The sequence below is a fragment of the Rhizobium sp. ZPR4 genome (assembly GCF_040215725.1).
In the GTDB taxonomy this organism is placed as follows: domain Bacteria; phylum Pseudomonadota; class Alphaproteobacteria; order Rhizobiales; family Rhizobiaceae; genus Rhizobium; species Rhizobium rhizogenes_D.
On record NZ_CP157967.1, the window covers coordinates 1017980 to 1043048 of the forward strand.

General features: G+C 61.1%; 22 protein-coding genes, 1 tRNA gene and 2 pseudogenes. 17 read left to right on the plus strand and 8 right to left on the minus strand.

Annotation, left to right across the window (positions count from 1 at the left end):
* Positions 1-15: 15 nt before the first annotated feature.
* From rnr to ABOK31_RS04975, 6 genes and pseudogenes are all read right to left on the minus strand, one after another.
* Entirely contained in the window at positions 16-2394 is a 2379-nt protein-coding gene (gene rnr / locus ABOK31_RS04950) for a ribonuclease R (protein ID WP_349957956.1), read from the minus strand.
* Positions 2391-5060, minus strand: a complete 2670-nt coding sequence (topA, locus tag ABOK31_RS04955; protein ID WP_349958861.1) for a type I DNA topoisomerase — start codon at positions 5058-5060, stop codon at positions 2391-2393. Before topA ends, rnr begins: the two co-directional genes overlap by 4 nt.
* A 279-nt stretch (positions 5061-5339) precedes the next feature.
* A pseudogene (gene dprA, locus ABOK31_RS04960) lies at positions 5340-6488 on the minus strand (DNA-processing protein DprA).
* Positions 6488-7108 carry a glycerol-3-phosphate 1-O-acyltransferase PlsY gene (gene plsY / locus ABOK31_RS04965; RefSeq protein WP_349957957.1) on the minus strand — a complete coding sequence of 207 codons (621 nt, stop codon included), beginning with the start codon at positions 7106-7108 and terminating at the stop codon, positions 6488-6490. Before plsY ends, dprA begins: the two are co-directional and overlap by 1 nt.
* A 31-nt stretch (positions 7109-7139) precedes the next feature.
* The gene (locus ABOK31_RS04970) at positions 7140-8429 is read right to left on the minus strand and encodes a dihydroorotase (RefSeq protein ID WP_349957958.1); all 1290 of its coding nucleotides are present in this window, start codon (positions 8427-8429) and stop codon (positions 7140-7142) included.
* Complete coding sequence (locus ABOK31_RS04975) at positions 8426-9382, minus strand: aspartate carbamoyltransferase catalytic subunit (RefSeq protein WP_113233019.1); 957 nt, start codon at positions 9380-9382, stop codon at positions 8426-8428. The genes ABOK31_RS04970 and ABOK31_RS04975 overlap by 4 nt, the downstream gene beginning before the upstream one ends.
* 184 nt (positions 9383-9566) lie before the next feature.
* On the opposite strand from ABOK31_RS04975, the gene ABOK31_RS04980 reads away from it, so the two are divergent.
* From ABOK31_RS04980 to ABOK31_RS05010, 7 genes are all read left to right on the plus strand, one after another.
* Positions 9567-11225 carry an acyl-CoA dehydrogenase family protein gene (locus tag ABOK31_RS04980; protein ID WP_174174367.1) on the plus strand — a complete coding sequence of 553 codons (1659 nt, stop codon included), beginning with the start codon at positions 9567-9569 and terminating at the stop codon, positions 11223-11225.
* Positions 11226-11315: 90 nt separating this feature from the next.
* Complete coding sequence (locus ABOK31_RS04985; RefSeq protein ID WP_349957960.1) at positions 11316-11561, plus strand: type II toxin-antitoxin system ParD family antitoxin; 246 nt, start codon at positions 11316-11318, stop codon at positions 11559-11561.
* The gene (locus tag ABOK31_RS04990) at positions 11551-11850 is read left to right on the plus strand and encodes a type II toxin-antitoxin system RelE/ParE family toxin (RefSeq protein ID WP_349957961.1); all 300 of its coding nucleotides are present in this window, start codon (positions 11551-11553) and stop codon (positions 11848-11850) included. The genes ABOK31_RS04985 and ABOK31_RS04990 overlap by 11 nt, the downstream gene beginning before the upstream one ends.
* 66 nt (positions 11851-11916) lie before the next feature.
* A complete protein-coding gene (locus tag ABOK31_RS04995; protein ID WP_349957962.1) occupies positions 11917-12534 on the plus strand; it encodes a GNAT family N-acetyltransferase in 618 nt (205 codons plus the stop codon).
* 103 nt (positions 12535-12637) lie between these two features.
* Positions 12638-13294, plus strand: coding sequence for a TetR/AcrR family transcriptional regulator (locus tag ABOK31_RS05000; protein ID WP_349957964.1), 657 nt, complete (start codon positions 12638-12640; stop codon positions 13292-13294).
* A gap of 129 nt (positions 13295-13423) precedes the next feature.
* Positions 13424-13597, plus strand: coding sequence for a hypothetical protein (locus ABOK31_RS05005; protein WP_174174372.1), 174 nt, complete (start codon positions 13424-13426; stop codon positions 13595-13597).
* Positions 13594-13926 (plus strand): DUF6105 family protein, encoded by a 333-nt coding sequence (locus ABOK31_RS05010; RefSeq protein ID WP_174174374.1) that lies wholly within the window; start codon positions 13594-13596, stop codon positions 13924-13926. The genes ABOK31_RS05005 and ABOK31_RS05010 overlap by 4 nt, the downstream gene beginning before the upstream one ends.
* Here the strand turns inward: ABOK31_RS05010 and ruvX are convergent.
* Complete coding sequence (ruvX, locus tag ABOK31_RS05015) at positions 13863-14357, minus strand: Holliday junction resolvase RuvX (protein ID WP_174174376.1); 495 nt, start codon at positions 14355-14357, stop codon at positions 13863-13865. The two genes, ABOK31_RS05010 and ruvX, sit on opposite strands and share 64 nt — an antisense overlap.
* Positions 14358-14562: 205 nt before the next feature.
* Here ruvX and ABOK31_RS05020 point away from each other — a divergent pair, with 205 nt between their 5' ends.
* The 6 genes from ABOK31_RS05020 (at position 14563) to ABOK31_RS05045 (ending at position 21252) form a co-directional block, all read left to right on the plus strand.
* Complete coding sequence (locus ABOK31_RS05020; RefSeq protein ID WP_349957965.1) at positions 14563-15273, plus strand: metal-dependent hydrolase; 711 nt, start codon at positions 14563-14565, stop codon at positions 15271-15273.
* A gap of 87 nt (positions 15274-15360) precedes the next feature.
* Positions 15361-15648, plus strand: a complete 288-nt coding sequence (gatC, locus tag ABOK31_RS05025) for an Asp-tRNA(Asn)/Glu-tRNA(Gln) amidotransferase subunit GatC (RefSeq protein ID WP_015339557.1) — start codon at positions 15361-15363, stop codon at positions 15646-15648.
* Between the two features lie 57 nt (positions 15649-15705).
* Positions 15706-17187, plus strand: a complete 1482-nt coding sequence (gatA, locus tag ABOK31_RS05030; RefSeq protein WP_349957966.1) for an Asp-tRNA(Asn)/Glu-tRNA(Gln) amidotransferase subunit GatA — start codon at positions 15706-15708, stop codon at positions 17185-17187.
* Positions 17188-17540: 353 nt separating this feature from the next.
* A tRNA-Arg gene (locus tag ABOK31_RS05035) sits at positions 17541-17608 on the plus strand.
* 340 nt (positions 17609-17948) lie between these two features.
* A complete protein-coding gene (locus ABOK31_RS05040; protein WP_349957967.1) occupies positions 17949-19094 on the plus strand; it encodes a slipin family protein in 1146 nt (381 codons plus the stop codon).
* Positions 19095-19251: 157 nt separating this feature from the next.
* A complete protein-coding gene (locus tag ABOK31_RS05045) occupies positions 19252-21252 on the plus strand; it encodes a DUF4139 domain-containing protein (protein ID WP_349957969.1) in 2001 nt (666 codons plus the stop codon).
* A gap of 72 nt (positions 21253-21324) precedes the next feature.
* Here ABOK31_RS05045 and ABOK31_RS05050 read toward each other — a convergent pair.
* Positions 21325-21583, minus strand: a pseudogene (locus ABOK31_RS05050) (YjhX family toxin).
* 300 nt (positions 21584-21883) lie between these two features.
* Here ABOK31_RS05050 and ABOK31_RS05055 point away from each other — a divergent pair.
* From ABOK31_RS05055 to ABOK31_RS05070, 4 genes are all read left to right on the plus strand, one after another.
* Positions 21884-22393 (plus strand): GNAT family N-acetyltransferase, encoded by a 510-nt coding sequence (locus ABOK31_RS05055; RefSeq protein WP_349957970.1) that lies wholly within the window; start codon positions 21884-21886, stop codon positions 22391-22393.
* Positions 22394-22480: 87 nt separating this feature from the next.
* Complete coding sequence (gatB, locus tag ABOK31_RS05060) at positions 22481-23986, plus strand: Asp-tRNA(Asn)/Glu-tRNA(Gln) amidotransferase subunit GatB (RefSeq protein WP_349957972.1); 1506 nt, start codon at positions 22481-22483, stop codon at positions 23984-23986.
* Between the two features lie 3 nt (positions 23987-23989).
* Positions 23990-24493 carry a GNAT family N-acetyltransferase gene (locus tag ABOK31_RS05065; protein WP_349957973.1) on the plus strand — a complete coding sequence of 168 codons (504 nt, stop codon included), beginning with the start codon at positions 23990-23992 and terminating at the stop codon, positions 24491-24493.
* 20 nt (positions 24494-24513) lie between these two features.
* The gene (locus ABOK31_RS05070) at positions 24514-24981 is read left to right on the plus strand and encodes a GNAT family N-acetyltransferase (protein ID WP_349957974.1); all 468 of its coding nucleotides are present in this window, start codon (positions 24514-24516) and stop codon (positions 24979-24981) included.
* Positions 24982-25069: the final 88 nt, after the last annotated feature.

Here is a 25069-nt window from a genome sequence, read left to right on the forward strand (position 1 = left end):
GCCGGCAGCCGTCCTTTATCTGCGGCCGCGCGGCGGTCTCGTGCCCGGCGCCTTGCGGGCCTGGTTCTTGTTGCGGCGGGTCGCCTTGTGGAAGGAACGAACCGCCGTCGGCATTGGTTTACCGTCGCTCAGCATCTCGAAGCGCAGCGCTCCGGCAAGCGGCACAGCTTCTGCCAGTCTCACCGTCACATCGTCGCCGAGACGGTAGCCAAGCCCCGTTCTTTCGCCTGTCAGCGCCTGATGGGCCTCGTCGTAGATGAAGTAATCGGTGCCGAGCGTAGATATAGGGATGAAACCGTCCGCGCCATAGTCCGGCAGGGTGACAAAAAGTCCCGACTTGGTGACACCGCCGACCCGCGCCTCGAATTCCGCGCCGACACGGCCGGCAAGATGGTGGGCAATAAGCCGGTCCACCGTCTCACGCTCCGCAGCCATGGCGCGGCGCTCGAAGGTCGAGATTTCCGCAGCGATATCGTCGAGCGACGCTTCTTCGTCCGGGGTGATCCCGCCTTCGCCGAGGCCGAGAGAGCCGACGAGCGCGCGATGCACGATCAGGTCGGCATAGCGGCGGATCGGCGAAGTGAAATGCGCGTATTTCATAAGGTTCAGGCCGAAATGCCCGATATTGTCGGGGCTGTAGATCGCCTGGCTCTGCGAACGCAGCACCATCTCGTTGACCATGGTCTGATGCGCGGTGCCCTCGGCTTTCGCAAGAATGCCGTTGAAGCTGTTGGCCCGCACATTGCCGCCCTTGGCAAGCGATATGCCGAGGGTTGCCAGGAATTCGCGCAGCACCTCCTGCTTGGCGAGCGTCGGGCCGTCATGGATACGATAGATCAGCACCTGCTTGCGCTTTTCCAGCGTCTCGGCGGCGGCGACGTTTGCCTGGATCATCATCTCTTCGATGAGCTTGTGCGCGTCGAGGCGCGGCGGCACGAAGACGCGATCGACCATGCCGTCCGGCTTCAGCAGGATCTTGCGCTCGGGCATGTCGAGCTCGAGCGGCTGGCGACGTTCGCGGCCCTTCTTCAGAATGTCGTAGGCGTGCCAGAGCGGCTTGAGGATCGGCTCCAGCATTGGTCCGGTCTTGTCGTCGGGCTGGCCGTCTATCGCCGCCTGTGCCTGCTGGTAGGAAAGCTTGGCCGCACTCTTCATCATGATGCGATGGAACGTATGCCCGGCCTTGCGGCCTTCCTTGGAAAAGATCATCCGCACGGCGAGGGCGGGGCGGTCGACACCCTCCTTCAGCGAGCAGAGATCGTTGGAGATACGCTCGGGCAGCATCGGCACGACGCGATCGGGGAAATAGACCGAATTGCCGCGCTTCAGCGCCTCGCGGTCGAGGGGAGAGTTCGGGCGCACATACCAGGAGACGTCAGCAATCGCGACGGTGACGATCACGCCATCCGGATTGTCGGGTGAGGGGTCCATCTCGGCATAGACGGCGTCGTCATGATCCTTGGCGTCGGCCGGGTCGATGGTGATCAGCGGCAGGCTGCGCCAATCCTCGCGGTGCGACATGGTCGCGGGCTTGGCCGCATCGGCTTCTGCGATCACGGGAGCGGGGAAAACATGCGGAATGCCGTGCGCATGGATGGCGATCATCGAGATCGCCTTTTCGGAGGCGACGGAGCCGACGACCGACAGGACCTTGGCCCGCTGCAGGCCGAAACGGCCGAGACGAGCCACTTCGACCTCGACCAGATCGCCATCCTTGGCGCCGCCGGTATAATCCGGGTCGATGACCATTTCCTCGCCGCGCCGCTCGATCGGCATCAGACGTCCGCCGCCGCCTGGCGTTTCGCGGAAGACGCCCATCGAGGCGCCCTGCCGCTTGTCGATGACCTTGATGATGCGGGCCGTATAGGCCGGGCCGCCGCGATCCACCGCCGGGAAGATCTTCGCAAGAATGCGGTCGCCCATGCCGGCGACAGGCGCCTTGCCTTTGCCATTGCGGCCGGCCGGCGAAGAGGATTGCTTGATCGTCACGGCGGGCGCAACGCCGTTTTCGTCGGCCCATTCGGCGGGGCGACCGATCAACATGCCATCCTTGTCGCGCGTGGTGATATCGAGAACGGCAATCGGCGGCAGCGCGCCGGGACGGATGAGCGACTTGCGGCTCTTCTGCACCATGCCTTCTTCTTCGAGCTCGCGCAGCAGTCCCTTCAGTGCAACGCGGCTTTCGCCCTTGAGACCGAAAGCCTTGGCCAGCTCACGTTTTGAGGCCTGCTGCGGATGATCGGCGATGAAGCGCAGGAGGACCTCGCGCGGCGGCAGCTCGCCATGGATGATTGCCATCATCGGCTCAGCGTCGCCGCCTGCCTTACCGGCGCGGCCGGGCTTACCGGAACGCCGTTCCGACGATGGGTTCCTGCCGCGCGGTTCTCTGCTCACTCTGCACTCTTCTTTTTCGCTGCCGTCTTCGCCGCAGGCTTCTTTGCAGCAGCCTTCGGCTTGGCGGTCGTTTTCGTCGCTTTTGCGCCTGCGGCCGCGGTCTTTGCCTTGGCGGGCGCCTTCTTGGTGGTGCCGCCGCTCTTGCCGGCCTTGGCGGCGATCAGAGCCAGGGCTTCCTCGACGGTGATCGCCTGCGGGTCCGTGCCCTTCGGCAGCGTCGCATTGACCTTGCCCCAGTTGACATAGGGGCCGTATTTGCCGTCGCGAACGGTGATCGCGCCGCCACCATCCGGATGCGCGCCGAGATCCTTCAGTGCAGCGGGCGTTCCGCCGCGTGCTCCACCGCCTGCCTTGCTCTGCTTTTCGGCAATCAGCGTCACGGCGCGGTTCAAGCCCACCGTGAAGACATCTTCGACGCTTTCGAGGTTGGCGTAGCCGCCGTCATGCAGAAGGAAAGGCCCATAGCGGCCGATGCCGGAAGAGATCATCTTGCCGGTCTCCGGATGCTTGCCGATATCACGCGGCAGCGAAATCAGCGCCATCGCCTTCTCGTAATCGATATCTTCTGGCTTCCAGCCGCGCGGCAGCGACGCGCGCTTCGCATCCTTGCCGTCGCCGCGTTGGATATAAGGCCCGAAGCGGCCCGAACGCAGCGTCAGCTCTTCGCCGGTAACGGGATCGGCGCCGAGTGCTTTCGGCTCGTTCAATCCATTGGATTCGGCCTCCGCACCGCCTTCAGACGACAGCTGGCGGGTATAGTTGCATTCCGGATAGTTCGAGCAGCCGACGAAAGCGCCGTATTTGCCGAGCTTCAGCGACAGGTTGCCGGTGCCGCAGACCTGGCAGATGCGCGGATCGCCACCGTCTTCGCGCTTCGGGAAGACGAGCGGCGCCAATGCGTCGTTCAGAGCGTCGAGAACGTTGGTGACGCGCAGTTCCTTGGTGTCTTCGATCTGGGCGAAGAAATCGCGCCAGAAATCGCGCAGCACGTCCTTCCAATTCAGCTCGCCGGCGGAAATGCGGTCGAGCTTCTCTTCCAGATCCGCGGTGAAATCGTATTCGACGTATTTGGTGAAGAAGCTTTCGAGGAAGGCTGTCACCAGCCGGCCCTTGGCCTGCGGCATAAGCTTACGCTTGTCGATGGTCACGTAGTCGCGGTCGCGCAGCGTCGCCAGCGTTGCGGCATAGGTGGAGGGGCGACCGATGCCGAGCTCTTCCATCTTCTTGATCAGTGATGCTTCCGAATAACGCGGCGGCGGCTCGGTGAAATGCTGGGTCGAATTGATCTTCTGCTTGGCGAGATTTTCCCGCGCGTTGATCTCCGGCAGGCGGCCACCTTCTTCGCTGTCGTCGCTCTGCTCGCCGTCTTCCTTCTGGTCGGTATAGGCGGCGATGAAGCCATCGAAACGGATGACGGAGCCGACGGCGCGCAAGCCAGCCTTCTTACCGGCATTGTCGGCCAGGACCTCGACGGTCGTGCGCTCGATTTCGGCCGATGCCATCTGGCTGGCGATGCCGCGCTTCCAGATCAGGTCGTAGAGCTTGAGCTGGTCGTCATCGAGGAACTTGCGGATGCGATCCGGCACGCGGTCGAAGTCGGTCGGGCGGATCGCTTCGTGCGCTTCCTGAGCATTCTTTGCCTTGGTGGAGTAGAAACGTGCCTTTTCCGGCAGGTAACGGTCGCCGAACTGGTTGGCGATGGCGCGGCGCGACGCATCGATCGCTTCCGGTGCCATCTGCACGCCGTCGGTACGCATATAGGTGATGAGACCGACGGTCTCGCCGCCGATGTCGACGCCTTCATAGAGCTTCTGCGCCACCTGCATGGTGCGCGAGGCCGAGAAGCCGAGCTTCGAGGAAGCGGCCTGCTGCAACGTCGAGGTGGTGAAGGGCGGGCTTGGATTGCGCTTGACCGGCTTTGCCTCGACCGTGTCGACGACGTAGGAAGCGCCTTCGAGCAGAGCCTTCAGCTTGCCGGCTTCTTCGCCGTTGCCGATCGCACGCGGCTGCAGGCGCTTGCCGTCGGCAGAGACCAGGCGGGCTTCGAATTCATCGCCGCGCGGGGTCTTCAGGATCGCCGAGAGGTTCCAGTATTCTTCCGAGATGAAACGTTCGATTTCGGACTCGCGGTCGCAGACGAGGCGAAGGGCCACGGACTGTACGCGACCGGCCGAGCGGGCGCCGGGCAGCTTGCGCCAGAGCACCGGCGATAGGTTGAAGCCGACGAGATAGTCGAGGGCGCGACGGGCGAGATAGGCATCCACCAGCGGCACGTCGATGTCGCGCGGCTCGGCCATGGCGTCGAGCACGGCCTTCTTGGTGATGGCGTTGAAGACGACGCGTTTCACCGGCTTGCCGTTGATGACACGCTTCTTGTTCAAAAGATCGAGCACATGCCAGGAAATGGCTTCACCCTCGCGATCCGGGTCGGTCGCGAGAATCAGGCCGTCGGAGGATTTCATCGCATCGGCGATGTCCTTGATGCGCTTTTGCGAGGCACCATCGACTTCCCACAGCATTTCAAAATCCTGGTCCGGCAGCACCGAACCATCTTTGGCGGGCAGGTCACGCACATGGCCGAAGGATGCAAGAACCTTATATCCGGGTCCCAGATATTTATTGATTGTCTTGGCCTTGGCAGGCGATTCCACCACTACAACGTTCATCATCAAGTCTCTGAATACGAGGTCGCGCCGGTATAAGACGCGGGAGATACCGGGTTTTTCCGTCTTCCCGGCCTTCCGACATGGACAGGGAAATCGTCGCGGTCAAGAGGCTACTGCATAATTCCTTAAATCGGAATCGATTGAAGGATAAAATTATGCAGCACCTTTAACGTGTTACAGCGACCTTTGCGCGTCATATGTGACGCGCGGCGCTGTAATGCGATTTTTGCGCTTGGCGCGACGATGGGATGCTTAGAATTGGTACGCGTGTCACAGTTTTCAATCCAGCATGGAGATCGACACCAGTCCGCCGGGATGCCGATGCAGCCGGCCGGCCATGTCGAGTTCGAGAAGAACAGAATGAACGGCCGATATCGGCAGGCCGGTGTGGCGCACGATATCGTCGATCTCGACCGGCGTCGGGCCGAGAGCCTCGACGATGTGGTCGCGCTCGGCATCATCGGGCGGCGTGGAGAGCGGTCTGCTTCTCTCAATGGGCGGTGCGGCGGGGCGCGGGCGAAAGAGATCCGGCTCGGCGAGCGGTCGCAGCGCTTCGACGACATCGTCCGGCGCGGTCACGATCATCGCGCCGTCTTTCAGCAGTCCGTTCGTCCCTTCGCAGCGCGGATCGAGCGGTGAGCCGGGAACGGCAAAGACGAGCCTGCCGAATTCACCGGCGAGACGCGCAGTTATGAGCGAGCCGGAGCGGGTTGCCGCCTCGACGACCACGACGCCGAGAGAAATGCCGGCGATGAGGCGATTGCGGCGGGGAAAGTCGCGCGCTCTTGGCTCCCAGCCGAATGGCATCTCGCTGACGGCAAGCCCGTTGCCGTCCCAGATGTCGTTGAGCAGCCCGATATTCTACGGCGGGTAGGGCTGGTCGAGGCCACCCGCCATGGCGGCGATCGTACCGGTTGAGAGGGTGGCGCGATGGGCCGCCGTATCGATGCCGCGCGCAAGGCCGGAAACCACCGCATAACCGGCCTCGCCGCAGATGCGCGCGATCATCGCGGTGAATTTGGTGCCGCTGATCGAGGCGTTGCGCGAGCCGACCATGCCGATCGCCGGCCGCGTCGCTGTGGGCATGTTGCCCTTGACCGCAAGCAGCGGCGGCGCGCCGTCGATCTCGCGAAGGGCAGGGGGATAGTCCGGCTCGCCGATGCCGACGAAGCGCGCACCGAAGCGATGGGCAGCTTCCAGTTCCCGCAGGGCGTCCCGCTCGTCGGCAATGCGGATGGCGCGTGTCGAGCCGCCGCGCTGGGAAAGCTCCGGCAGCGCGGCCAGAGCTGCTTCGGCTGAACCATAGTGATTGATGAGGTCGCGAAAGGTGGACGGACCGACATTGTCGGAACGGATCAGCCTGAGCCAGGCGATCCTTTGTTTTTCGGTCAGCGCAACTCCGGTCCGTCTTGCGCTGCCCGTGTCCATTATCCCTTTGCTCCGATCTTGCCTTCCGTTCCCGCGGTCAGCCTGATGATATTGGCCCTGTGCTTGTACCAGGAGATGACGGTCATCAGCGCCATGACGGCGGCGATCTTGTCGACGCCCAATATCCACAATACAACCGGGATGACAAGGGTTGCAACCAGTGCGGAAAGCGAGGAGTAGCGGGTGGTAAAGGCGATCGCCAGCCAGACGATGGCGAAAATCAGCGCCATCAGCGGCGCGAGCCCGAGCAGGATGCCGAGATAGGTTGCCACTCCCTTGCCGCCCTTGAAGCCGATCCAGACCGGGAAGATGTGGCCGATGAAGGCAGCGAAACCGGCGAGCACGCCGGCATCCTCGCCGAAGAAATGCGCGGTGATAAGAACAGCGGCCGTACCCTTGAAGGCATCGAGCAGCAGCGTCGCGGCCGCAAGCCCCTTGTTGCCGGTGCGCAGCACATTGGTCGCGCCGATATTGCCCGAGCCGATGTTGCGCACATCGCCGAGCCCGGCCATGCGTGTCAGCAACAGTCCGAAGGGGATCGAGCCGAGCAGGTAGCCGATGACGACGGCGGCCAGGGCGGTCTGCGGGGTAAGCTGCCAAGTCCAGAAATCAGCCATCACGTCTTATTCTCCGTAAACCCTTAGGTCCGCCCTAGAGACTGTGAACCAGCGTGCCGGCGACATAGGTTGCCACCGCCCGGCCGCTCATTCTTGCATCTTCGAAGGGCGTATTCTTCGAGCGCGACAGAAGCATGTCTTTGGCGACAAGCCAAGGCTCGTCAAGATCGACAAGCGCGATATCGGCCTTGGCACCGGGCTTCAGTGTGCCAGCGGGCAGCCCGAAGATCTGCGCCGGCCGCGTCGACAGCGCATCGACGAGCCGCATCAGGCTGACCTGGCCGCTGTGATAGAGCCGGAGTGCGGCCGGAAGCAGCGTTTCCAGGCCGACGGCACCGTCCTCCGCCTCTCCGAACGGCAGGCGCTTCGTATCGACGTCCTGCGGATCATGCGAGGAGACGATGATGTCGATCGTACCGTCTACCAGCGCCTCGATCATGCCCGTGCGATCATCCTCGGAGCGCAGCGGCGGGTAGAGCTTGAAGAAGGTCCGGTATTCGCCGATGTCGTTCTCGTTGAGCGCGAGATTGTTGATCGAGATGCCGCAGGTGACCTTGGCGCCGCGCGAACGGGCGAGGCGGATCGCCTCGGCCGATTCCGGCACCGAAATCATCGCGGCATGATAATGACTGCGCGTCAGCGTCGCGATGCGAAGGTCGCGCTCCAGCGGAATCAGTTCGGCCTCTTTCGGAATGCCCGAAAGGCCAAGCCAGCTAGCGAGCAGTCCCTCATGCATGACGCCGTTAGCGCCGAGATATTTGTCGCGCGTCTCGCAGGAAATAACAGCGCCGAATTCGCGCGCATAGGTCATGATGCGGCGCAGAACCTGGCTATCGTGGACGCTGGAATGCGCGTCTGTGAACACGACGGCTCCGGCTTCCCGCAACAGGCCGATTTCCGTCATCTCCTCGCCGGCAAGCCCCTTGGTGAGAGCCGCTGCCGGATAGACGTTGACGACGGCCGTGTCGCGGGCCGTCTTCCGAACGAATTCGACGAGGGCGATATCATCGATGACCGGGTCGGTGTCCGGCATCATGATGAAGGACGTGACGCCGCCAGCGGCTGCCGCGCGGCTTGCGGAGGCAATCGTTTCGCGATGTTCGCCACCGGGCTCGCCGACATGGACACGCGCATCGACCAGGCCGGGAATGGCGACGAGGCCATTGCAATCGCGAACGGTCGCGCCCTTGGGAATGCCGTGGTTCTTCGCATCCTTGCCCGAGGCAACGATCACGCCGTCTTCGACGACGATCGTGCCGATCTCATCGAGATCGCGCGAGGGATCGATGATGCGGACGTTCTGGAGGATGATCGAGTTGCTCATGCGCCCACTCCCTCGCTGCGAGGCCCTTGGTTTTGCGAAACGAGCAGGGTCTCCATCACGGCCATGCGCACGGCGACGCCCATCTCAACCTGTTCGGCGATGACGCTTTGCGGGCCGTCCGCCACTTCGGAGGCGATTTCCACCCCACGGTTCATCGGACCCGGATGCATGACGAGCGCATCCTCCTTGGCCGCCTTTAGCGTTTCGGCGTCGAGCCCGTAGAAATGATAGTATTCGCGCACCGAAGGCACGAAGGCACCGGACATGCGCTCGCGCTGCAGCCGCAGCATCATCACGACATCGGCATCCTTCAGCCCTTCCTTCATCGAATGGAAGACCTCGACGCCCATGTCGGCGATGCCCGCCGGCAGCAGCGTGGCGGGTGCGACGACCCGGACGCGGGCGCCCATGGCGTTGAGAAGCAGGATGTTCGAGCGGGCAACGCGCGAATGCAGCACGTCGCCGCAGATGGCGACGATGATGCGCGAGAGCTTGCCCTTGGCGCGGCGGATGGTCAGCGCGTCGAGCAGGGCCTGGGTCGGATGCTCGTGCTGGCCGTCGCCGGCGTTGACGACGGAGCAAGACACTTTCTGGGCCAGCAGTGCAGCGGCGCCCGCGCTCGAATGGCGGATGACGAGCACGTCGGGCCGCATGGCATTCAGCGTCATCGCCGTATCGATCAGCGTCTCGCCCTTTTTGACCGAGGAGTTGCCGACCGACATGTTCATCACGTCGGCGCCGAGCCGTTTGCCGGCGAGTTCAAACGAGGATTGCGTGCGCGTCGATGCTTCGAAGAAGAGATTGATCTGCGTCAGCCCGCGAAGCGTCGACGTCTTTTTTTCGCGCTGGCGGCTGATCTTGACCGCCTCGTCGGCCTTGTCGAGAAGATAGGTGATATCCTGCTCGGTGAGGCCCTTGATGCCAATGAGGTGGCGGTGGGGAAAGAAGACCATGAACCTGCCTCCGGATTTCGTCAGGCGGTCTATAAAGAGGGAGCGCCGATGGGGCAAGCGGGGGTATGTGCCGAGGCCCTTTGTTCCCCATGCAATTTCGCCCGAATCCCGCTACAGGAGCCATGCCGGTGGGAGACATAACTTCCAATTTCCCTTTGCAACCTACTTGCTCTACAAGCGATTCATGACCCAACCGACCCGGACTGACGACCCCTTTGCCGACCTGAACCAGCCGAGCCTCTGGACCGGCATCAATGCCTATCGTTCCGATCCGCTGATCGTCGATCTCACCTCCGGCCTGCCGCGTTCGATACGGGAAGAGCTGGAGCAGCACGGTCGTTTCGTCACCTCGCACGAGGCACAGGAACTGGCGCGCATGGCGAACCAGGGCACGCCGCAGCTGCGTACCCACGGCCCGCGCGGCGAGCGTCTGGATGTCGTCGAATTCCATCCGGCCTGGCATGCGCTGATGCGCCGCTCCATGGCGATGGGCCTGCATTCCTCGATCTGGGATGCGCAGGCCGATCCGGAAGCGAGAGGCCAATCACACAAAGTGCGTGCCGCCCGCTTCTATCTGACGGCGCAGCTTGAATGCGGCCATTTGTGCCCCTTGACGATGACCAGCGCCTCCGTGGCCGCCATGATGGCCTCGCCGGCCGTACAGAAGGACTGGGCGCCGAAGATTCTCTCGCGCAAATATGATTCGTCCAACAAGCCCGCCATGCAGAAGAGCGCCGTCACCATCGGCATGGGCATGACGGAGAAGCAGGGTGGCACGGATGTGCGCGCCAACAGGACGAGCGCCGACAAGGTCAGCGAAGGCATCTACCGGCTCTCGGGCCACAAGTGGTTCATGTCGGCGCCGATGAGCGATGCCTTCATCATGCTCGCCCAGACCAAGGATGGCATGGGCTGCTTCCTGGTGCCGCGTCTTTTGGAAGATGGTTCGGCCAACGGCCTGCACTTCCAGCGACTGAAGGACAAGCTCGGCAACCGCTCGAACGCCTCCTCCGAAGTCGAGTTCACCGATACGTTCGGCTTCCTGCTCGGTGCACCCGATGCCGGCATCCGCACGATCCTCGACATGGTGACGCTCACGCGGCTCGATTGCGCGCTGGCCTCCGCCGGCATCATGCGCGCTTCGCTCGCCGAAGCCGTACATCACGCGCGCGGCCGCAGTGTCTTCGGTAAGATGCTGGTCAACCAGCCGATCATGACGCGCGTGCTTGCCGACATGGCGCTCGATGTCGCCGCTGCCACCGCGCTTGCATTCCGTCTGGCCGAAGCCTTCGACAAGGCGAGCGGCAGCAGTGAGGATGCGGCCTATGCCCGCGTCATGACGCCGGTCGCCAAATACTGGTGCTGCAAGATCGCACCGGCGCTGATCTATGAAGCCATGGAGTGCATCGGCGGCAGCGGCTACATCGAGGAGCGTCCGATCGCCCGTCATTACCGCGAGGCCCCCGTCAACGCGATCTGGGAGGGCTCCGGCAACGTCATGGCGCTTGACGTGCTGCGCGTCTTGAACCGGGGCAGGGACCTGTTCGAGACCGTCTTTGCCGGTCTTGCCCGCGATCTTGGCCCGGCCGGCAAGAAGACCATCGATGTCCTGCGCGCGGCCATGGCGCTTTGCGAACAGGATGAGGGCGCCGCCCGCCTGCTGGTCGAGCAGCTGGCGCTCGCAGCTGGCGCCGCCGAACTCTATCGCCTCGGAGCCGGCAAGATCGCCGATGCTTTCATCGAAACCCGTCTGGCCGGCGGCTGGCGCGCGACCTACGGCATGCTCGATTCGCGTTTCGACGCCAGCTACATCGTCGATCTGCTGTATCCGCCAGCGACGTAAGCGGTAATCGCCAAGCGGTTTCGTTGCTGCATCTTCGATTGATGCAGTACCAATATTTATTATATATTGGTACTGATAGGGGAGTGCTTCATGGCTCGCAACACATCCGTTTCGCTTGGCGATCATTTCAGCGCCTTCATTGAGGCGCAAATCCAGACGGGCCGATATGGCTCCGCCAGTGATGTCGTTCGCGCAGGATTGCGCCTGCTCGAAGAGCACGAGGCGAAGGTCAAGGCTCTTCAGGATGCCTTGATTGCCGGCGAAGAATCGGGAGACGTTTCTCCCTTCGACAACGCCGCATTCCTGAGGCGAATGCGCACCACCTATGGCGAATAAGCCTCGCAGAATCGGTCTATCCCCGCTTGCTGAGGCCGATCTTGAAGACATCTGGCGGTATACAGTCGAGAGCTGGTCTCTTAGGCAAGCCGAAATCTATCATGCCGAAATCTTTGAGGCTCTCGAAGGATTGGCATCCGGTCTGAAAATTGGCCGTCCCGCCGATATCCGCCACGGATATTTCAAGTACGCCGTCGGTTCCCATATGGTCTACTATCTCTTGCGCGATGCCGAGATCGCCATCATTCGCATATTGCATCGGCGGATGGATGTAGGCCGGCACCTTTGAAAAGGTATTTGGAGTTTTGCTCGATTTGGCCCCACATGGTTTTTACGCTCGCCTTCAGAGACACTTATGATCAATCTTCGTATGGTGCGACCCCAAGACATCAAACAGCTCTACGCCATCTCGCTCCTGACCGGCGATGCCGGCAAGGATGCGACGCCGCTTCATCGCGACGGCCGGTTGATCGGGCATATCTATTCCGCACCCTACGCGACGCTTCATCCAGAGCTGGTTTTCGTCGCGGAGGATGATGAAGGCGTGTTCGGCTACATCTCCGGTGTCTTCGATACGATTGCCTTCGACGAGCGGCTGGAGCGTGAGTGGTGGCCGCATTTGCGTCGGCATTACCCCGATCCACAAGGCGATCCCGCGCTTTGGGATGCCGATCAGAAACGAATATCGGCTATCCATCATCCGAATCGAGCGCCGGCGCCGCTTGTCGAAAAATTCCCCGCTCATATTCATATGAATCTCTTGCCTCGAGCTCAGGGCAAGGGCATCGGCTCGGCATTGCTCGATCGGTGGATAGCGAACGCCCGCGCCAATGGCGTCAAGGGCATCCACTTGGGCGCCAATGCAAGCAATCATGACGGCATCCGCTTCTGGTCGTCACGTGGTTTCGCCCCTGTGGAACTTCCGCCGGCTCTGGTGTCCGAAACGACAGTGTGGTTTGGTCAGTTTCTCTAATCTGTGGATTCGCGCGTTTTGGCGGACAGAGGCCTGATGGCTTTGTTGTTCGAGGCGATCTGGCTTGCTATTCACCGATCGGTGACAGATTGGAGTCGAGTCGATGGTCGGTGCAAACGCTGCCGTTAAAATCCCCATGGAAATGCCTGTTGCGGAAAAGCGTGTGCGCAATCGTGCCGCAACCCAACAGGCGATCCTGGACGCCGCCAAGAGGCTTTTGGCGGAGGAAGGATTCCAGAATTTCGGTATCAATGCGGTCGCCCGCGGCGCCGGCTGCGACAAGCAGCTGATCTACCGCTATTACGGCGGCCTCGATGGCCTCGTGGAAGCCATCGGCACCGATCTCGGCAGCTGGGTAACGGATCGCATCCCCGACGATACCGGCGGCATGTTCCTTTTGACCTATGGCGACCTGATGGAGCGGCTTTCGATGCTGTTTCTCGATGCCCTGCGCGCCGATCCGCTGATGCGCCGCATCGTCGCCTGGGAAGTCTCCGAAAGCAGTGAGCAAGTGCGCCGCCTGTCGGAAGCCCGCTCGAAGGCACTCGCCGGCTGGATCGAACGCATGCGCGGCTCGCTCGCGCCGCCCAAAGGTGTCGATACCCAAGCCGTCAATGCCATGATCTTTGCTGCCATTCAGCACATCGTCCTGGCCGCTGCCGTCAGCGACCAATGCGCGGGTCTCGCCCTGAAAAACGGGAAGGACTGGGAGAAGGCGGCAACGGCCTTGAAGCGGATCGTGCGCGGCGTCTATGGCTGATACCGGCCCCTGGCGAAGGATATCCACAAGCCCGCTCCGCTGTTAACCTTAACAAATGGTTTACATTGCGCCGCAGCGGTTAACTCGTCACTGTGAAAAGACGATTAGTTAACCATCAAGCGTGCAGCCATGGGGTTCAGACCCGCAAAATTAGTGTTTCTCGTCGCAGCGATGCTGTTCTTCGCGGCGCTCGCACTAGATATCACGCTGCCGGCAATGGTGTTGAGCGCCATGGCTCTGTCGAACTGGCTCGTTCAGTCGGCTGGCACGACGCAGTATCCGCGTCGGAGAGGGACCGCATGAAGTGGTTGTTGATTTGCTGGGCAGGACCGGTCTCGTTTCTCGGGGCATGGTATTATCTGTCGTACTACGACATGAGCTTCGGCGTCTTCATGCTGACGCGGCAGGCACATGAGCTGGTGTTTGACATATACGGCAAGATCCTCGGCATCCCGCCGGAAACGATCCCGCCGCTGGTGGCGCGCGCCATCGCTTTCGACAGCCTGCTGGTCTTCGCGATTTTCGGCTTCCGCCGGCGTGCTGCGATCATGGAATGGTGGCGCCGCCGTCAGGCGTCGAGATCGGGCAAGGTTGCTCTGCCAAGCGCCGATAGCCTGTCCAAGGCTCCCTGAAGAATGAAGCTGGCCGCTGCCGAGTCGATGCGCTCGGCGCGCTTGGCCCGCGAGACGTCCATTTCCAGAAGCGCCCGCTCGGCCGCGACGGTCGAAAGCCGCTCGTCCCAGAAGACGAAGGGCAGGGCGGTCTTTTCCGACATGCTGCGCACGAAAGCGCGGGTTGCCTGCACACGCGGCCCGGCCGAGCCATCCATGTTCATCGGGAGCCCTATGACGAAGGCCGCGACCTTTTCCTTCTCGGCAAAGGCGAGCAAGGTTTCGGCATCCTGAGTGAATTTCACGCGCTTGAGGACCGGGCGCGGCGTGGCAAAGCGTCGCCCGAGATCGGACATCGCCAGCCCGATCGTCTTTGTGCCGAGATCGAGACCGGCGATCGGCTGACCGGGCAGGAGCATCACGGCTAGGTCTTCGATGGTCAGCGTCGTCATCGGGGTCTCGCTCTCGTCAAAACAAATTGAAGCCAAAACCGCTTTTCTTTGCTGCGGTTTGGGATATTTCCTAGAGCATTTCCAGCAAAAGCGCACAGCGGTTTTGCGTCGGGAAATGCGGAAGAACAAATGGATAGAGCGTTTCCCCTGGAAATGCTCTGGACAGCAGCCTTCCATTTCAAATCAAGTCATAAGGAGAAATCCAATGAAGATCACCTGGCTCGGCCATTCCGCCTTTCGTATCGAAACGGCGAAGGCAAAAATACTGATCGATCCTTTCTTCACCTACAATCCTTCCTTTGCCGCTGCCGGTCTCAACATCAAGGATGCTGCCGCCGGCGTGACCCATATCCTGCTGACCCATGGCCATGCCGACCATGTCGGCGACGCGGTCCAGATCGCCAAGGACACCGGCGCGGTGGTTCTCGCCAACGCCGATCTGGCAGCCTGGCTCGGGACTAAAGGTGTCGAGAAGCTGGAAATGGGCAACACCGGCGGCACCGTCGGTCTCGGCGGCTTCTCGGCCACCTTCACCAATGCGCTGCATTCCTCCGCCCAGATCACCGAGGACGGCGTTTCCCATGCGCTTGGCAATCCGAACGGCCTGATGCTGCATTTCGACGACGAGCCGACGCTGTTCCACATGGGCGATACGGATATTTTCTCGGACATGGCTCTCATCAACGAGCTGCATCAGCCCGATATCGGCATCGTGCCGATCGGCGACCGTTTCACCATGGGCGGTGCCGTGGCGGCACTTGCCTGCCAGCGCTTCTTCAACTTCAAGACCGCCATTCCCTGCCACTACGGCACTTTCCCGATCATCGACCAGACCCCGGAAAAGTTCATCGCCGGCATGGAGGGTTCCAAGACCGCGGTTGCTGCGCCGAAGGTGGGCGAGAGCGTTTCTGCCTGACGATACCCGTTGCGTATAGCGGGCATGGCCTTTATAGCGTGAAGCAAATCCACTTTTAGTGGATAATCTTGCTATCCGGAGAATGCCATGTCCGTCGATCTCGCCACCGTCAAACGCGTCGCCCATCTTGCCCGTATCGCCGTCAATGAAGACGAAGCGCAGCGGATGATGGGCGAGCTGAACGGCATTCTGGGCTTCGTCGAGCAACTCTCCGAAGTGAATGTCGATGGCGTCGAAGCCATGACCTCGGTCACGCCGATGGCGATGAAGAAGCGCACCGACGAGGTCACGGACGGCAACAAGGCCGCCGACATCGTCGCCAATGCGCCGAATACCGATCAGAATTTCTTCCTGGTGCCTAAAGTCGTCGAATAACGGTTCCTTCGAGCCTTTCCGACCCGTTGCCCAATTCCAGATCTGAAGCGAACCAAAATGAGCGAACTGACCAGCCTGACCATTGCCGAAGCCCGCGACAAGCTGCGCGCCAAGCAGATTACCGCCACCGAACTGACCGAGGCCTATATCTCGGCGATCGATGCCGCCAACGGTCAAATCAATGCCTATATCGCCGTCACGCCCGACAAGGCGCGCGAGATGGCCAAGGCTTCTGATGCACGCCTTGCTGCCGGCAAGGCCGGTGCGCTCGACGGCATTCCGCTCGGGATCAAGGATCTGTTCGGCACCGAAGGCATCCACACCCAGGCCTGCAGCCACATTCTCGACGGTTTCAAGCCGCGCTATGAATCGACCGTCACGCAGAACCTCTGGAATGACGGCGCTGTCATGCTGGGCAAGCTCAACATGGACGAGTTCGCCATGGGCTCCTCCAACGAGAGCTCCTACTACGGCCCGGTCATCAACCCCTGGCGTGCCGAGGGTTCCAACCAGCAGCTCGTTCCGGGCGGCTCGTCCGGCGGTTCGGCCGCAGCCGTTGCCGCGCATCTCTGCGCCGGCGCGACAGCCACCGATACCGGCGGCTCCATCCGCCAGCCGGCCGCCTTCACCGGCACCGTCGGCATCAAGCCGACCTATGGCCGCTGCTCGCGCTGGGGTATCGTCGCCTTCGCCTCGTCGCTCGATCAGGCCGGGCCGATCGCCCGCGACGTGCGCGATGCCGCCATCCTCCTGAAGTCGATGGCAAGCGTCGATGCCAAGGACACGACCTCGGTTGACCTGCCGGTGCCGGATTACGAAGCCTCGCTCGGCCAGTCGCTGAAGGGCATGAAGATCGGCATTCCGAACGAATATCGCGTCGATGGCATGCCGGAAGAGATCGAGACGCTCTGGCAGCAGGGCATCGCCTGGCTGAAGGATGCCGGCGCCGAGATCGTCAATATCTCGCTCCCGCACACGAAATATGCGCTGCCGGCCTATTACATCGTCGCCCCCGCCGAAGCCTCCTCGAACCTCGCCCGCTATGACGGCGTCCGCTACGGCCTGCGCGTCGACGGCAAGGATATCGTCGACATGTACGAGAAGACGCGCGCTGCCGGCTTCGGCCAGGAAGTGAAGCGCCGCATCATGATCGGCACTTACGTTCTCTCGGCCGGTTACTACGATGCCTACTACCTGCGCGCCCAGAAGGTTCGCACGCTGATCAAGCGCGATTTCGAACTGGCCTTCAACGCCGGCGTCGACGCGATCCTGACGCCTGCCACGCCGTCCTCGGCCTTCGGCATTGCCGACGAGGACCTCGCTTCCGATCCGGTAAAGATGTACCTGAACGACATCTTCACGGTGACGGTCAACATGGCCGGCCTGCCCGGCATCGCCGTCCCCGCCGGCCTCGACCCGAAGGGCCTGCCGCTCGGCCTGCAGCTCATCGGCAAGCCGTTCGAAGAGGAAACCCTCTTCAAGACCGCCCACGTCATCGAACAGGCCGCCGGCAAGTTCACACCGGCGAAGTGGTGGTAAACACCGTCTCTTTCTGATCGCGCCGAGCAAGCAATCGGCGCGGTTATTCCTGAGTAAATCGCACATCAATAAGTCGTGTTATAATTGCAACAACACGTCAGCATACGTGTGTCGATACATTTCCCCACCTTGAAGCGATTCTAAACTGGAGCTATACGCGCCTTCCCGGTCGTCGTGCCGATGCGAGCGTTGATGGTTGGAGTTCCAAAGCTCCTCCCGTGCAGGCGGTTTGCCGTTCTGTATACGAATGCCGTGTCGGGAGACGGGAAGGCTTTTGGAGTATAGCTCAGTTAGGTAGAGCGCCGGACGTTCGTCCGGAGGTCGTGGGTTCGAATCCCGCTGCACCGGCCAAATGGATAGCTCAGCTAGGTAGAGCATCAGATTCCTAATCTGATTGTCGAAGGTTCGAATCCTTTTCCAACCGCCGGTCGAAAGGCCGGCACCAGCCCGCGAAGCTGTTTACCAATGACGGTCCGGGGACCGGAATGCGCAAGTTCGGATATCCGTGCGATCTCAAGGGATTGCCTGGATGGAAAGACGAGCGCCGGGATTATGGGCTCGATTGGCGTTGAAGATTTCGCCGTGCCCCGACCAGCGAGGAGGAAGCCCTCCAAAGCCGTCGGGATACTGCGCAACCCGCTGTTCGCAAATCCGCCCGTCGTCGCCGCCACCGGTCTCCGGATCTCGATGATCGGCACATGAAACGAAACACGAAAGGAACATCGGTCTATGACGTAGCGCATGCCGAAGGAGTAAGAACAATGATGATATTTCTCGATAAGATCTTGGGGCGCAAGCGCGTCCTCGCAAAGGAAAACGAACGCTTGGTCGCCCTGCACAAGGGGATGATCCTCGGCATTTTCGGACCGGGTCAGCAGGTATTGCCGAACCGACGCAATAGCTTGGATGTTTTCCGCTACGATCTGGCCAACCCGGTTTTCATATCGGTCTACGAGAAGGCGTTGTTCGAAAAGCTCCCGGAAGTTGCCGAACATCATCTGACCGTGTTTCGTACCGATGTCGGCGAGGTCGCCGTCATCGAGCGAGATGGCGCAATCTATGCCACGCTTGGTCCGAGCCAGAAGCTGGTCGTGTGGACGGAATCCGGCCCGTGGAAGGAAACGCGCGTCGATACCGCAGACGAGCTTTCCGTCGACCGGGTCCTTGCACGTCGTCTTGGGCTGGCACGGAAGCACGATTTCGTGGCGAGCTACGCCGTGCTCGAAGGGCAGGTGGGTCTGCTGTTCGTCGATGGTATCTACCTGCGGACGCTCGATCCGGGCATGCATACCTTCTGGAATGTCGGCAAGGCTCTGCAGGTCAAGATCGTCGACCTCAAGCGTCAGTCGCTTGATGTTGCCGGACAGGAGCTCTTGACCAAGGATCGCGTGACGATCCGCGTCAACATCTCCGCGGATTATCGCGTGGTCGATCCGGTCAAGGCCGTGGGCTCCGTCAAGGATTTCGCGGATGCGCTCTATCGTGCTTTGCAACTGGCTTTCCGCCGCACGCTTGGCACGATGACGCTGGACCAGATCCTGGAGCGCCGCGTTTCCATCAATGCCGAAGCCGCCGAAAAGGTGCGCGAGGATATGATGGCGATCGGCGTGGAGATCTCGGATATCGAACTGAAGGATGTGATCCTCCCGGGCGATATGCGTGAGATCCTGAACCAGGTAGTCGCCGCCGAAAAGCAGGCCGAAGCCAACGTCATCCGCCGCCGTGAGGAAACGAACGCCACTCGTTCGTTGCTCAACACGGCGAAGGTGATGGCGGAGCACCCGGTCATGCTGCGTCTGAAGGAGCTCGAAGCTCTGGAATCGATCGCCGGCAAGGTGGATAACCTGACGATCCACAACGGCACGAGCGGGTTGATGAACGATCTCGTCAAGCTTCGCGACATCTAATGTCACTGACAGGAAGGGCCGTCCGGAAATCCGGGCGGCCCTTTTTTACGTGCCAATATTCCGCCCTGCCGCCATCACATTTTGGACCGAAATACGATCATAAATTGCAGCGGACCGCTTGGTCTCGTCCTCTGCAACCGAATCGGAAGGTCTCTTCATGCTCAAGCAAGTCACGGCGATCCTGCTCCTCAGCGTGTCATCTCCAGCGATTGCGCTGGCGGCCGACAATGGGGCCATTCGATCCATTACCTTGTCCTCGGGCGGTCTGGCCCAGGTGTCTCGATCGGCCGATATCAGTAGCGACGGCGTGATCCGGATCGAGGTTCCTCTTGATCAGGTCGATGACATTCTGAAGAGCCTGGTGGTCAACGGATCTGCAGGCTCTGTGGCCGGCATGTCGCTGGCGGGGCCGCGGCCGTTGCAGGAAACCTTCAAGGGCCTGCCATTCAGTCTGGAAGCGCTCTCGTCCGTACCGTCGCTTCTGACGTCGCTGCAGGGTGGCAAGGTGGCGGTCACCAGCGGCGGCAAGACCGTTGAGGGAAATATTCTTGGTATCGAGACGAGGAAGGTCGACGAGAAGACAACGGTGCCCTTGCTCACCGTTATCGACAAGGATGGCGCGGTGGAGACGCTGGCGCTCGGCGAGGATGCGTCCGTCCGGCTTGACGATCCCGACATGCGGGCAAAGCTCGCCAGGGCGGCGGCGGCCATTGCCCGTGGCAAGAATGATCGCACCCGTGCCATCGATATCAAGGTGAACGGCGTGAAGAACAGCGGCGATATCGGCCTGACTTATGTCGTCCCGTCTCCGATCTGGAAAACCGCCTACAAGGTCGTCATCGAGGGAAATGACAAGGCGCGTCTGCAGGCATGGACGGTGCTGGAAAATGCCAGCGGCGAGGACTGGAAGGGCATCAAGCTGACGCTGACCTCGGCCGAGCCGGTGACGCTGAAGCAGGGTCTGCACCAGCTCTACTGGCGCGAGCGGCAGGAGGTGCCGGTCAACACGGCATCGAACAATGTCCCCGATCCCGATAGCGGCGATCTGTCCAACCGGCAGCGCCTGCCGGCAAATGTCGAGGAACGGGCGGCACCGGCGCCTGCGAAAGCCATGATGGGCGGCGTCAGCCGAAAGGCGGCAGGCACGGCTGACGAGCTGGAAAGGCCCGCGGCGCCCATGCAAGTGGCTGCGGCCGATCCCGCCACGGCCGCCGAAAGCGATATCTCTGCCACTTTTGAGCTCCCCGGCGCCTACGATCTCGCAAATGGCGACACGCTATCCGTGCCGATCATGGATGCGGATGTGGAAGCCGGCATGGTGGATATGTATCGGGCGGGCAGTGCTTATCGTAATCCCATCGCCGCCGTGATGCTCAAGAACACCACAGGGGTCAGCATGCCCGCTGGAATTCTCACGCTGTATGATAGCAAGACCGGCTATATCGGCGATTCCCAGCTCTCGGCACTGCCAAAGGACGACACGCGCCTCGCCAGTTTCGCCACCGATCGCAAGGTGTCGATCAGCGAGCAACAGACCCCGACGGAGGAGATTGCCTCTTTGAAGGTTTCCGATGGCGTGATGAATGCCGTCGTTAGATATCGCCAGACGACGACATACACCGTGTCAGGCGCGCTCGATGGCGAGCGGACTGTCATCGTCGAGCATCCGATCAGGGATGGCTGGTCGTTCTCGTCGGCTGAAAGCTTCGGCAAGACGGCAACGCATCAGCGGCTCAAGGTCGTTGTGCCTGCCGGCACCGAGAAGACGCTGACAGCGATCGACGAGCAGCTTCAGAGCAACAGCTACGCGCTGGTCGATACTGACCCGGACATGCTGCTTGGATGGTCGGCCTCGACCCAAGACAAGGCGTTGACGGACAAGCTTGCAAACCTGGCGGACGCGCGCAAAAGACAGGCCGCCGTCCAGAACGATCTGGAGAGCCTCGACGGCGAAATAGAGAAAACTACCGGCGAACAGGAACGGATAAGACAGAATCTCGGTGCAGTACCTGATAATAGCGATCTGAAGAAACGCTATTTGAAGGCTCTGTCAGACAGCGAGGATCAAATCACTGCGATGAACGAAAGGCGCGCTACGGTGCAGGCAGAAAGCGATCGTCGTGGCGATGAGGTGGCGGAGATCATCAGGACATTCTGATTGCCCGGCAATTTCTCATGCCAACGGCACGAAAAGCAGAGGGCCGTCCGGTCGGGCGGCCCTCTACTTTTTCTATCTATTATCCAGCTGCGCCCTCACCAGCTGCAATCCCTTTTCGCTAATGCGATAGGGTTGGCCGTCGATGGATTTGATGGCCTTGAGGCGCTTCAGCCGCCGGAAGAGGTCGATGCCGAAATCGGGATAGACCCAGCCGTCACGCGTGAAGCAGCAGGCGGTTTCGGCCTTCTTGTTTTTGCTGCGTTCGATTTCGATGCGGCCGCCCCTGGGCGAGCAGGTGCAGGATGCGCTGTTCTGCGCGGGAAATGTCCATTATTGTCAGAATCCGTATAGCGCCAAAAGGCGCAGAAAAACGATCCGAAGCTTCCCTTCAGGGAAGTCGGGGCTTCGTTTTTTTCAGGCCCGGCACGCAAGAAGGCTTGCGAGCGAGGCCTTTACCGGCACTGACAAAAGTTAGACATCAAAACTCCGTTGATACTCCTCTCTAAAGCAGGTTGTGCTCGGCAGTCAAGTTCAACTGTTTCTGGGGTTTCTTAGCAGGTAAGCCGGCAAATCTCGCCGCTGGCAAAAGCCTGCGGGCGGTGCTTTACTATTTGCAAATGGCGGGGGCCTGATGATCCACATTCGCAATGCCCATGAAGGTGAAACAGCGGTCCTGGCGAGTATCGGCTTGCGCTCCTGGCAGAAAGCCATGGGCGCGATCGGCGGCAGCGGCGAACTGCTGGAGGGCGCAAGCGAGGCTTTTGAAAATTTCACCCGCAATCTCTGGCTGACGATATCAGTCATCGAGCTGAACGGCGAAGCTGTGGGATGGGCGGCGCGCGAGGCGCTCGATGAGTCGATCTCCGATTTCTGGATCGATCCGGATTTCGTAAGGCGCGGCCTCGGTTCGGCGCTTCTGGCGCGGATCGAAGCGGATGTGCGAGAGCAGGGGCTGGAGAAGGTTTCGCTGCAGAGCCACGCGGGCAATACAGATGCCATCGCCTTCTTCAAGGCGCGCGGCTATGAGATCCATTGGCTGTCGATCGTCTATTCGCCGAAGCTCGACAGCGACGTGCCGACTGTCGGGCTTTCGAAATCGCTGGTTGATGATAGCGACGGCGTCTATGGCCCGGGCATATAGCGTGCTGTCGATGCCGAAAGCCTTGCGCCGCCTCGCCAATTGCTCTACCTCACAAAGTTCAGAAGAACAGCATTTCAAGAGCTTCCAATGACCCTTGTCGACGTCCGCACGCCAGATCCGAAACGCTTCATTCCCGGTGCCACCGGCGATTGGGAAATCGTTATCGGCATGGAAGTCCATGCCCAGGTGTTGAGCAACTCCAAGCTCTTCTCCGGTGCCTCGACCGAGTTCGGCAAGCCGCAGAATTCCAACGTGTCGCTCGTCGATGCCGCCATGCCCGGCATGTTGCCCGTCATCAATGAGGAATGCGTCAAGCAGGCCGTGCGCACCGGTCTTGGCCTCAAGGCGCAGATCAACAATCGTTCGATCTTCGACCGCAAGAACTATTTCTATCCCGACCTGCCGCAGGGCTATCAGATTTCGCAGTTCAAGGACCCGATCGTCGGCGAAGGCAAGATCGTCATCTCCCTCGGCCCTGATCGTCAGGGCCAGTTCGAGGATATCGAGATCGGCATCGAGCGCCTGCATCTGGAACAGGACGCCGGCAAGTCGCTGCATGACCAGCACGCCACCATGTCCTATGTCGACCTGAACCGCTCCGGCGTCGCGCTGATGGAAATCGTCTCCAAGCCGGACATCCGCTCGTCCGATGAGGCGAAGGCCTACATGACGAAGCTGCGCTCGATCGTGCGCTATCTCGGCACCTGCGACGGCAACATGGATGAAGGCTCCATGCGCGCCGACGTCAACGTGTCCGTTCGTCGCCCGGGCGGCGAATTCGGCACGCGCTGCGAAATCAAGAACGTCAACTCCATTCGTTTCATCGGTCAGGCGATTGAGTACGAAGCACGTCGCCAGATCGGCATTCTGGAAGACGGCGGTACGATCGACCAGGAAACCCGCTTGTTCGATCCGAACAAGGGCGAGACGCGTTCGCTGCGCACCAAGGAAGATGCGCATGACTATCGCTATTTCCCCGATCCGGATCTGCTGCCGCTCGAATTCGACGACGCCTTTGTCAAGGCGCTTGCCGAGCATCTGCCGGAATTGCCCGACGACAAGAAGGAGCGTTTCGTCCGTGAACTCGGCCTCTCGATCTACGACGCGTCCGTGCTCGTCTCGGAAAAGGCGATCGCCGATTATTTTGAAGCCGTTGCCGCTGGTCGCGATGGCAAGATGGCGGCCAACTGGGTCATCAACGACCTCTTGGGCGCTCTGAACAAAACCGGCAAAGACATTGAAGAGACTCCGGTTTCGCCTGCTCAGCTCGGCGCGATCATCGATCTCATCAAGGCCGAAACCATCTCTGGCAAGATCGCCAAGGATCTGTTCGAAATCGTGCTCAACGAGGGCGGCGATCCCGCCGAGATCGTCGAGTCACGCGGCATGAAGCAGGTCACAGATACCGGCGCGATCGAAAAGGCTGTCGACGAGATCATCGCCGCCAACCCGGATCAGGTCGCCAAGGCCAAGGCCAAGCCGACCCTTGCCGGCTGGTTCGTCGGCCAGGTGATGAAGTCGACCGGCGGCAAGGCCAACCCGCAGGCCGTCCAGGCGCTGGTCAAGGCCAAGCTCGGCATCGAAGAGGAATAGCCGGTGTTCTTCGTGCGCACCGCCGGCGAGCAGGATCTGGAAAAGGTCCGTGCTCTGCTGGGCGAGACCTGGCATGCGACCTACGACCGGATCTTCGGTCCGGAAAAGGTCAACGAGCTGCATGCCTCCTGGCACTCGCCGGCCTCGCTGAAGGCGCGGCTGGCGAACAAGAACTCCGAATTCCTTGTGGCCGATGACGGCCGGACGATCGGCGGCATGGGCTATGCCGCCATGTCCAAGGAGATGACGAAAACCGTCATGCTCTACATGCTCTATGTCAGCCCCCGCCATCAGCGGCAGGGCATCGGCCGCGATATCTTCGCCGAGCTGGAGACCTGCTTCCCGGACGCTGAAATCATGCGTCTCGAAGTCGACCCGCAGAACGAACCGGCGATTGCCTTCTATAAGGCCCACGGTTTCGTCGAGGTCGGCCGCTCGGACAATAGCGGGCAGGGGCAGTCGGGCTTGCCGACGCTGATATTCGAGAAGCCGCTCGCGGGCCATTAAGGGAACAGGCGAGATCATTCATGGAAGACGTCCGCCTGGTAATTCGCGAAGCGAAAGAATCCGACCTTCCTTCTCTGATCGGCCTATTCGCTGCCGACACCATGGGTGGCCACGGCGATACGACCGATCTTTCCGCCTATGACGATTATCTGCGCGCCTTTCGCACCATCTCTGCATCCTCGGACCAAACGCTCTATGCCGCCGAACTTGCTGGCGAGATTGTTGGAACCTTCCAGACGATCGTCGTCACCTCGCTGCACGGGCGGGGATCATCCGCGATGATCATCGAGTCGGTCCAGACGCGGGACGATATGCGCGGGCAGGGGATCGGGGCTGCGATGATCGATTTCTGCATCGACGAGGCAAAAAGCCGCGATATGCGCATGGTGCAGTTGACCTCGAACGCGGTGCGCAAGGATGCTCATCGGTTCTACGAGAGATTGGGTTTCAAGCCGACTCATCTGGGCTTCAAGATGGCATTGAAATGAGGCTGTTTGCCTGCTGGAATCACTGGACAAGCCGGTCCCGTGGCGGCATAAGCAAACTATCGAATTCTGGTATCGCTCGCCCCTCAGC